This window comes from Phenylobacterium sp., assembly GCF_036263695.1.
In the GTDB taxonomy this organism is placed as follows: domain Bacteria; phylum Pseudomonadota; class Alphaproteobacteria; order Caulobacterales; family Caulobacteraceae; genus Phenylobacterium.
The window spans coordinates 1-7,819 of record NZ_DATAGM010000074.1 but is presented as its reverse complement, the minus strand read 5'-3'; the positions used below and the strand labels follow the sequence as shown (position 1 = coordinate 7,819).

The following is a 7,819-nucleotide window of genomic DNA, read 5'->3' as shown; positions in this document are numbered from 1 at the left end:
ACGGCCTCGTCGAGATGGGTCTCGAGCAGCCAGTGACCGGCGTCCTCGAAGATGTGCAGTTCGGCGTCCGGGAGGTCGCGCAGGTAGGCGCGGGCGGCGGGCTCGGGCATGTAGCCGTCCTTGGGGCCCCAGAGGATCAGGGTCGGCGGGCGGTGCTCGCGCAGGTAGGCCTGATAGCGGGGGAACCAGGCGAGGTTTTCCTTCAGCCCGGCGATGACGTCCGTGGCGATCTCGCGCCGGCGCGGGGTCATCAGCGCCCAGTGCAAATGCCAAAGGTCCGGCTGGATCTCCTCGGCCTCGGGCGGGGCGACCTCGTTCAGGAATTCCTCCTTGAAGCCTTCCAGGCTGACCGCCTCGCCGAGCTTCTCGCGCGGCTGCGGCGTCGGATTGCGGAAGAATGCCTGCAGGGGCGCGTATTTCGGGCCGAGCGCGTCCTCGTAGATGTCGCCGTTCTGGATGATCAGGGCCGCGATCCGCTCCGGCCGGCGGATCGCCAGCCGCAGCCCGATCTGCGAGCCGAAGTCGTGCAGGTAGAGGGCGAAGCGGCCGAGGCCCACCGCGTCGGCGAACCGCTCCAGGAAGGCGGCATAGCCGTCGAAGTCGTAGGCGAAGTCGTGGGGCGTGTCGCTGTAGCCGCAGCCGGGGAAGTCCGGCGCCACCAGCCGCCAGCGGTCGGCCAGCGCCGGAATGTAGTTGCGGAACTCGTAGGACGAGCAGGGGTAGCCGTGCGGCAGCAGGACGGCGGGCGCGTCCGGCGGGCCGTCCTCGCGATAAAAGATCTCGTAGCCGTCGAGCTTCAGCGTGCGGTGCTTGACCATGGGCGAGCCTCCTCAGCCCCCCGCCCGGTGGGTGTCAGAACGCCGTCGGCCGCGGCGGGTTCTCAGTAGCGGCTGCCCGGCCGGTCCTCGACGGAGTGGCCCCGGGTGGGGATCAGGATCGAGCGCTTGAAGCTGCAGACCACCTCGTCGCGCTGGTTCTTGCCGAGGGTGCGGATGGTGACGATCCCCTGATTGGGCCGCGACTTCGAGGGGCGCACGTCCAGCACCTCGCTCTCGGCGTAGAGGGTGTCGCCGGCGAACACCGGGGCAGGGAACTTCACCTCGTCCATGCCGAGGTTGGCGATGGCCTTTTGCGAGCAGTCGGTGACGCTCATGCCGATCATCAGCGCCAGGGTGTAGGGGCTGACCACCAGGTTGCGGCCGAACTCGCTGCCCTTGGCGTACTCGGCGTCGAAGTGCAGCGGGTGGGTGTTGAGGGTCAGCAGGGTGAAGAGGTGGTTGTCATACTCGGTCACCGTCTTGCCGGGGCGGTGCTCGTAGACGTCGCCGACCGTGAAGTCCTCGAGGTAGCGGCCGAAGCTCTCGCGGTAACGCTGCGGCCCGACTTCCTTCCAACCCTGCACCATCTGGATCTCCCTGGTTCGGCTGCGATCCTGTGGCCTGAGCGGCCCCGCTCGTCTAGATCGCGTGAAAGTCGAGGAGCGGCAGATGGCGGACGAGAGCTTTCCGGAGATCCGCGAGGCGGTGCGGCGCCTCTGCGCCCGCTTCCCCGGCGCCTATTGGCGCGAGCTGGACCGGGATCGCGCCTATCCGACGGCGTTCGTGAAGGCGCTCACAGAGGCGGGCTTCCTGTCGGTGCTGATCCCGGAGGCCTACGGCGGCTCGGGCCTGGGGCTGCGGGCCGCCGTGGCGGTGCTCGAGGAGATCCACCGCTCCGGCGCCAACGGGGCGGCCTGCCACGCGCAGATGTACACCATGGGCACACTGTTGCGGCACGGGACCGAGGCCCAGAAGCAAGCCTACCTGCCGAAGATCGCCTCAGGGGAGCTGCGGCTGCAGGCCTTCGGCGTCACCGAGCCGGACGCCGGCACGGACACTACCCGGATCGCGACCTTCGCCCGGCGTGAGGGCGACCGGTATGTGGTCAACGGCCGGAAGATCTGGATCAGTCGGGCCGAGCACTCCGACCTGATGGTGCTGCTCTGCCGGACGAGCTCCAGAGACGAGGCGGCCAAGCCTTCGGATGGCATGAGCGTGCTGTTGGTGGACATGCGCGAGGCGGTGGGGAAGGGCCTGACCATCCGGCCGGTGCGCACCATGCTCAACCACGCCACCACCGAGCTGTTCTTCGAGGATCTGGAGGTCCCGGTCGGCAACCTGATCGGCCAGGAGGGGAAGGGCTTCCGCTACATCCTCGACGGGATGAACGCCGAGCGGATCCTGATCGCCGCCGAGTGCATCGGCGACGCGCGCTTCTTCATCGACCGGGCGAGCGCCTACGCCCAGGAACGGGTCGTGTTCGGCCGGCCGATCGGCGAGAACCAGGGCGTGCAGTTCCCGCTGGCGAGAGCCTACGTCCAGGCGACCAGCGCCAGCCTGATGGTCGATGCGGCGGCCCAGCTGTTCGAGGCAGGCGAGCCCTGCGGGACCGAGGCCAACATGGCCAAGCTGGTGGCGTCCGAGGCCTCCTGGTTCGCCGCCGACATGTGCCTGCAGACCCACGGCGGCTTCGGCTTCGCCGAGGAGTACGACATCGAGCGCAAGTTCCGAGAGACCCGGCTCTACCAGGTGGCGCCGATCTCCACGAACCTGATCCTCAGCCACGTGGCGACCCACGTGCTGGGCCAACCCAAGTCGTTCTAGAGCCAGCTGAACAGGGTCTTGGGCAGGCCGAGGCGCCCGGCCATGCCGCGCCAGCCGCCGGCCCGGCGGGCGGCGGTCTCGGCCCGCTGGCGCAGATGGGGGGCGCAGGCGAGCATCCGGGCGCGGACCTGGTCGTCGGCTGGGATCCGCGCGTCGGACCAGAACCGCTCGTTGAGCAGGGCGTGCGCGCGCAGCAGGCGCACCCGCTCCAGCTGGGCGGCGTTGCGCTCGATACGGGCGACCAGCTCGTCGTTCCAGCGCGTGGGGCCCCTTAGCCGCTCGCTCGCCGCTCGGACTTCGCGGCAGCGCTCGGCGGGCAGCTCGTGCGGCCGCAGCAGGAAGTTGAGATCGACGAGCTGGATCACGGTCGTGGCGGCCAGGCCGTCGGCAGCCTGGTCGAGCGCCAGGCCCAGCAGCAGGTCGTGGGCGAGGGGCGAGCCATGGTAGTCGGCCGCCTGGCCGCGCAGCAGGTTGGGAGCCGCCTCGCGGCCGCGCCGGGCGACCAGGTCCAGCGCCTGCCAGCGGGCGTCCTGGGCGATGTCGTCCAACAGCTCGGGGATCAGCCGGGTGGCGCGTTGGACGGGCGCGTTCATGCCGCGGCTCCGGCGGCGGGAGCAGGCAGGCGCAAAGAACTCAACGGAAGCATCACGCACTCGACCCGACGAATCAGCTCCACAGACGAGGCTGCGGCGCATTCGGTGCAGAATAATGGCGAAGGTTGGTTCCCCCCGAACCCGCCGCGCCGGCGTGGCCCGGGGCTAGAAGCCTGCCAGCAGGCTCCCGCCATGATGCAGGAATCGTCGGAAGGTCAGGCGAAGGGCCATGGCGCTATTGCGCCGAGTCCCGGCCGGCCTGTCAAACGGCGCCCGGCTCACTTGTGTTCACAATTGCAGCTTCAGACCTCCAGCTGATCGAGCCAAACTCGCACCAGGTTCATCAGGTTGACCACATCTCCCGGCGGGCCGACCACGATGATCTTCAGGTGCTCGCGGGGCTCGTCGTAGACGACATCGGCGCGCAGGAGTGGGCCGTCCATCGGCTTGGCGTTCAGCGCGTTCGTCACCGTCCGCGCCCACTTCTGCGCCAGCGCCGGGCCGACGCCGGGGATGTCGACGACGGTGGTCACCGAGGGCCGCTGAGCCGGAGCCTCGCTCGGCGGGACGCCAGCGAAGGCGTCCAGGTCGGTCCTGCGGATGCGGTACGCCTTGCCGATTCGGCGCGCGGGCAGGCGACCCTCCCGGATGAAGCGCAGCACCGTTTTGGGGTGCAGCTTCAGCCGCTCGGCGGCGAAGTCGACGGTGCAGAGCTCTTCGGCCATCTCGGCCATGACTATAGGCCCGCTTCGGCGAGTCGCCTCAGCCGGCGCGGGCGATGGCCAGCGCCTTGTCGACGCCGGGCTCCGACAGGCCTGTCAGGAACCGCGCGAGCACGCTCTTGCCGACCGTCACCAGCGTCTCCAGCGGGCCGACCTTCAGCCGCCCCGCCGCGGCGGCGGCCTCCAGCTCGGCCGGGCTCATTGCGGAGAGGTCGTCCGCCGGATCATGCGCGGCCGCGCCGACGCTCAGCATCAGGGCGCCGTAGTAGAGGCGGGTCATCAGACGCATCAGGGTGAGCCTCGCCTGCAGGGCCGCATTCGGCGCCCGGCCCAGCCAGGCCTCCACCAGGACCTGCGCCTGATCCGGCGCGACGGCGGGGTGGTCCACCAGGATGGCGATGTCTGCGAGCGGGTCGTTGCGGAAGGCGGTCTCCCAGTCGACGAGCCACAGTCGCGCCCCGTCGAAGATGAAGTTGCCGGGGTTCGGATCGTTGTGGCTGGAGACCAGGGCGGCGGGGTCCCACGGGTAGGCCTCGCGGATCTGCGCCAGCGCCGCCTCGTGCGGGCCGAACAGCTCGGGCCGGTAGCGGCCGCAGGTCTTCAGGTAGGCGAGCATCCCCGCCAACAGGTCGGGATAGTCGCGCAGCGGCGGGAAGACCTCCGTCGCCTGCAGCCGGGCGATCAGCTCGCCCTGGGCGCGGGCGAGGGCGGCGGGCCCGCCAGGGAACGCGCCGATGGGCCGCGCTTCGATGAAGTCCACGATCGCGACGCGCGAGGCCGGGTCCAGGTGACGGACGGGCGGGGCGACCCCGGCCTCGGCGGCGATGCGCATGCAAGCGTAGCCGCGGTCGGGGTCGCGCATCACATCGCGCGGCGGCTCCAGCCGCATCAGGTAGGCGCGCCCGCCGGCTTCCACCCGATAGGTGAGGGCGCCCGAGGCGCCGCCGACGACCGGACGCACGTCCTGCATGCGGTCCAGGCCGAAGGCGGCGGCGAGCGCCTGGCGGGCTTCCTCGCGCCGGTTCTCGGGGATGACGTCGAGCATGGGCGATCTCCTGCCGCCAATATTCCACAATGTTCCGTAGTGGTCGAATTAACAGGATCAATAAGGAACAATCCGACTCTCGCGGCGGCTGCTAGGCTCCTACCCATGCGCGCCGACCTGACACCGCACCCCGACTGGCCCTGTCCCGCCGTCGAGACGATCGCCGTGGACGTCGCCCGGCCGGCGCACGATGCGCTGTCGTTCCGTTACGAGGTGACCGGCCGGATCGCCGAGCTGCGCCGGCCACCGGAGCGTCCGCCAGCCCGGACCGACGGCCTGTGGCAGACCACCTGTTTCGAGGCCTTCCTGCGGCCGGCAGGCGGCGAGGGCTATTTCGAGTTCAACTTCGCCCCGTCGGGGGAGTGGGCGGCCTACGCCTTCAGCGGCTACCGGGAGGGCATGCGGCCGCTCGAGCCGCTGGCGGCGCCGACCATCGTCACCACCGCTCGCCCGGATCGGCTGACGGTCGAGGTGAGCTTGTTGATGTCGGGCCTCGCGGACGGACCCTGGCGACTGGGCCTATCGGCGGTGATCGAGGGGCAGGACGCAGCCAAGGCCTACTGGGCTGTGACCCATCCGCCCGGCAAGGCCGATTTCCATCATCCCGATTGCTTCGCGCGCGATCTTCCCGAAGCTCTCACCCCATGAGATTCGGCCTCGATCGACTGCTGTCCGACCCCGCCCTCCGCGCCCCGCTCGCCGGACGCAGGGTGGCCTACCTGGCCCATCCGGCCTCGGTGACCCGCGACCTGGAGCACGGGCTGGACGCCCTGGCCGCGGCGGGCGTGAACCTCACCGCCGCTTTCGGCCCGCAGCACGGCCTGCGCGGCGACAAGCAGGACAACATGGTGGAGAGCCCGGACTTCACTGATCCGGCGCACGGCATCCCGGTGTTCAGCCTCTACGGCGAGGTGCGCCGGCCGACGGACGCGATGATGGCGCCCTGGGACGTGCTGCTGGTCGACCTTCAGGACCTCGGCTGCCGGATCTACACCTTCATCACCACGCTGCGGTACGTGCTGGAGGCGGCGGCCAAGCACGGCAAGGCGGTCTGGGTGCTGGATCGGCCGAACCCGGCCGGCCGGCCGGTGGAGGGGCTGACGCTGCGCGAAGGCTGGGAGAGCTTCGTGGGCGCCGGGCCCATGCCCATGCGCCACGGCCTGACCCTGGGCGAGCTCGGGCACTGGTTCATCGACCTCTTGAAGCTCGATGTCGAATACCGGGTCATCGAAATGGAGGGCTGGCGGCCGGACGAGGGCCCCGGCTACGGCTGGCCGCTCGGCGAGCGGACCTGGGTCAACCCCAGCCCCAATGCGCCCAACCTGTGGATGGCCCGCGCCTACGCCGGTACGGTGATGCTGGAGGGCGCGACTCTGTCGGAAGGCCGCGGGACCACCCGGCCCCTGGAGCTGTTCGGCGCGCCGGACATCGACGCCAAGGCCGTGATCGCCGAGATGCGGGCGCTGGCGCCTGAGTGGCTGGCCGGTTGCAAGCTGCGCGACTGCTGGTTCGAGCCGACCTTCCACAAGCATGTGGGCAAGCTCTGCCACGGGGTGCAGATCCACACCGAGGACCCCGACTACGACCACGCCGCCTTCCGGCCCTGGCGGGTACAGGCGCTGGGCTTCAAGGCGGTGCGGCGGCTCTATCCTGCTTACGAGATCTGGCGCGATTTCCCCTACGAGTACGAGATCGGCAAGCTGCCCATCGACGTCATCAACGGCTCGCCGTTGCTGCGCGAGTGGGTGGACGATCCGGACGCGGCGCCGGCCGACCTCGACGCCCTGACCAGGCCCGACGAGGCCGCCTGGGAAGAAGAACGGCGGCGGTACCTGATCTATTGAGGTCCGCGTTTCCGCTCCTAACTCCCGCCGCTTCGCAGGAGAGATAGGAGGTCAGCCCCGCTCCGCGGCCAGCCACTCCAGCAGCCCGGGGTTCTGCTCCTGCGGGTAGGTGTGGCTGAGGTCGGCGAGTTCGGTGAGGCTGACGTCGGCGCCGGCCATCGAGAGAGCCTGGAAGGCGCTGCGGGCGACCTCGATGGGGAACATCCAGTCCAGCGCGCCGTGGACGATGCGGATCGGCAGGTTGCGGAGGCGCTCGCGGTCCGCGAACTCGGCGAGCATCGGGTGGAACGAGGCCGCCACGGGCGCCAGGTGCGTGAAGGGCGAGCTGCCTTCGAGACCCGTCACATAGGAGAAAGTGCCGCCGTCGCTCATGCCGGTGAGCAGCAGGCGAGAGGTGTCGATCGACCAGCGCTCGGCGGCGAAGGCCAGGATGCGGTCCAGGTTCGGCGTGTCCTCGTCGGGGCCGGAGAGGGCCCAGGTGGGGCCGACCGAGGTGGGGGCGATCAGGATGGCCCCCTGGCTGCGGGCGTCCCGCAGCCAGCTCCACAGGAAGGCGCGGCCATGCCCGTTGCCGCCGTGCAGGGCCACCACCACCGGCCATTCGCGCCCGGCGTCGTAGTACTCCGGCACGTAGACGGAGAAGCCGCCCCTCTCGTCCCGGCTGTTGTCGAAGTGCAGGACACCGGCGCCTTCCGGCGCGCCGGCGGCGGACAGGCGGGTGAGCAGATCGCCGTCCGCGCGGCGGGCCGGTTCGATGAAGTAGCGGCTGACGGGCGGCAGGGTGGCGAGGCGATAGAGCGCTTCCTGGGCGAGGGAGAGGTGGCGCAAGGCACGGAAGCCGTGGCGCAGGTCGCCCTCGTCGAAGGCCGCGCCCAGGCCGTCGAAGGCGGCCAGCGTCTCGTCGGCGGCGGCCTCCAGCGCGCCGCGCACGTCGCCCAGGCCCTCGGGCCAGGGCGTCAGGCGCGAGCGGGCG

General features: G+C 70.5%; 9 protein-coding genes. 3 read left to right on the top strand and 6 right to left on the bottom strand.

Annotation, left to right across the window (positions count from 1 at the left end):
* Both VHK87_RS02805 and VHK87_RS02800 read right to left on the bottom strand, forming a co-directional pair.
* Positions 1-818, bottom strand: an 818-nt coding sequence (locus VHK87_RS02805; RefSeq protein ID WP_329633378.1) for an alpha/beta hydrolase, incomplete at its 3' end; no start/stop codon positions are given.
* Between the two features lie 62 nt (positions 819-880).
* A complete protein-coding gene (locus VHK87_RS02800) occupies positions 881-1,405 on the bottom strand; it encodes a MaoC family dehydratase (RefSeq protein ID WP_329633377.1) in 525 nt (174 codons plus the stop codon).
* An 82-nt stretch (positions 1,406-1,487) separates the two neighbouring features.
* Here VHK87_RS02800 and VHK87_RS02795 point away from each other — a divergent pair, with 82 nt between their 5' ends.
* Complete coding sequence (locus VHK87_RS02795; protein WP_329633376.1) at positions 1,488-2,642, top strand: acyl-CoA dehydrogenase family protein; 1,155 nt, start codon at positions 1,488-1,490, stop codon at positions 2,640-2,642.
* Here VHK87_RS02795 and VHK87_RS02790 read toward each other — a convergent pair.
* The 3 genes from VHK87_RS02790 to VHK87_RS02780 all read right to left on the bottom strand — a co-directional run bounded on the left by VHK87_RS02790 (position 2,639) and on the right by VHK87_RS02780 (position 5,002).
* Positions 2,639-3,235 carry a hypothetical protein gene (locus VHK87_RS02790; RefSeq protein ID WP_329633375.1) on the bottom strand — a complete coding sequence of 199 codons (597 nt, stop codon included), beginning with the start codon at positions 3,233-3,235 and terminating at the stop codon, positions 2,639-2,641. The two genes, VHK87_RS02795 and VHK87_RS02790, sit on opposite strands and share 4 nt — an antisense overlap.
* Positions 3,236-3,537: 302 nt before the next feature.
* Positions 3,538-3,969 carry a helix-turn-helix domain-containing protein gene (locus VHK87_RS02785; protein ID WP_329633374.1) on the bottom strand — a complete coding sequence of 144 codons (432 nt, stop codon included), beginning with the start codon at positions 3,967-3,969 and terminating at the stop codon, positions 3,538-3,540.
* A 28-nt stretch (positions 3,970-3,997) separates the two neighbouring features.
* The gene (locus tag VHK87_RS02780; protein WP_329633373.1) at positions 3,998-5,002 is read right to left on the bottom strand and encodes a phosphotransferase; all 1,005 of its coding nucleotides are present in this window, start codon (positions 5,000-5,002) and stop codon (positions 3,998-4,000) included.
* A 105-nt stretch (positions 5,003-5,107) separates the two neighbouring features.
* Between VHK87_RS02780 and VHK87_RS02775 the strand changes: the two genes are divergently transcribed.
* Together VHK87_RS02775 and VHK87_RS02770 are read left to right on the top strand one after the other, a co-directional pair.
* The gene (locus VHK87_RS02775; RefSeq protein WP_329633372.1) at positions 5,108-5,650 is read left to right on the top strand and encodes a DOMON-like domain-containing protein; all 543 of its coding nucleotides are present in this window, start codon (positions 5,108-5,110) and stop codon (positions 5,648-5,650) included.
* Positions 5,647-6,846, top strand: coding sequence for a DUF1343 domain-containing protein (locus VHK87_RS02770; protein WP_329633371.1), 1,200 nt, complete (start codon positions 5,647-5,649; stop codon positions 6,844-6,846). Before VHK87_RS02775 ends, VHK87_RS02770 begins: the two co-directional genes overlap by 4 nt.
* A gap of 51 nt (positions 6,847-6,897) precedes the next feature.
* On the opposite strand, the gene VHK87_RS02765 is transcribed toward VHK87_RS02770, so the two are convergent.
* Positions 6,898-7,819 (bottom strand): hypothetical protein (locus VHK87_RS02765; RefSeq protein WP_329633370.1); only part of this gene is annotated, 922 nt, incomplete at its 5' end.

Excerpts from the sequence above, each read along its gene's own strand:
- VHK87_RS02795 (WP_329633376.1), top strand. The coding sequence starts at position 1,488 with ATGGCGGACGAGAGCTTTCCGGAGATCCGCGAGGCGGTGCGGCGCCTC.
- VHK87_RS02775 (WP_329633372.1), top strand. The coding sequence starts at position 5,108 with ATGCGCGCCGACCTGACACCGCACCCCGACTGGCCCTGTCCCGCCGTC.
- VHK87_RS02785 (WP_329633374.1), bottom strand. The coding sequence starts at position 3,969 with ATGGCCGAGATGGCCGAAGAGCTCTGCACCGTCGACTTCGCCGCCGAG.
- VHK87_RS02790 (WP_329633375.1), bottom strand. The coding sequence starts at position 3,235 with ATGAACGCGCCCGTCCAACGCGCCACCCGGCTGATCCCCGAGCTGTTG.
- VHK87_RS02780 (WP_329633373.1), bottom strand. The coding sequence starts at position 5,002 with ATGCTCGACGTCATCCCCGAGAACCGGCGCGAGGAAGCCCGCCAGGCG.
- VHK87_RS02770 (WP_329633371.1), top strand. The coding sequence starts at position 5,647 with ATGAGATTCGGCCTCGATCGACTGCTGTCCGACCCCGCCCTCCGCGCC.
- VHK87_RS02800 (WP_329633377.1), bottom strand. The coding sequence starts at position 1,405 with ATGGTGCAGGGTTGGAAGGAAGTCGGGCCGCAGCGTTACCGCGAGAGC.